We start from the raw sequence: 408 nt of genomic DNA, 5'->3' as shown, positions 1-408 counted from the left end.
CTTGCATCTGCCAAAAGCGGTCCATATCTCACTTCATTTTCCGCCGCCTTAGTTTCTAATCCATTTAGAAAAGCTAGGTTATTTTCCGTGGTTTTAACGTTAGAAGCTTCCAACTTTTCGTTCATAAGTCCGAAAGCAGATAGTACTTCCTTTCCCATATTCAGCGCCAACATCGCGATGAAGATCAAATACATTAGGTTGATCATCTTCTGACGTGGTGTTTCTTTTCCTCCTGCCATTTTCTAATTAGTTTTTGTGATTAATTGATTTAGGGTTGGTTATTGCAGAGCAACTAATTAGTTTCTATTCATCGCAGACAACATACCTCCGTACACTCCATTTAAGGAGGACAGGTTAGTGGCCAATGACTCCATCTGCTCTTTTAAGGCACTGGATTTCTGCACTACT

General features: G+C 40.2%; 2 pseudogenes. Both read right to left on the bottom strand.

The annotated features are described in order from the left end of the window. Window positions 1-239, bottom strand: a pseudogene (locus tag F1E73_RS17430) (gliding motility protein GldM); the annotation flags it as partial. 57 nt (window positions 240-296) lie between these two features. Further along, window positions 297-408, bottom strand: a pseudogene (locus tag F1E73_RS17425) (gliding motility protein GldL); the annotation flags it as partial.

The organism is Arenibacter lacus (assembly GCF_008711145.1).
Lineage (GTDB): Bacteria > Bacteroidota > Bacteroidia > Flavobacteriales > Flavobacteriaceae > Arenibacter > Arenibacter amylolyticus.
Note: the sequence above shows the minus strand (reverse complement) of the source record. Positions and strands in the feature narration are given on the sequence as shown.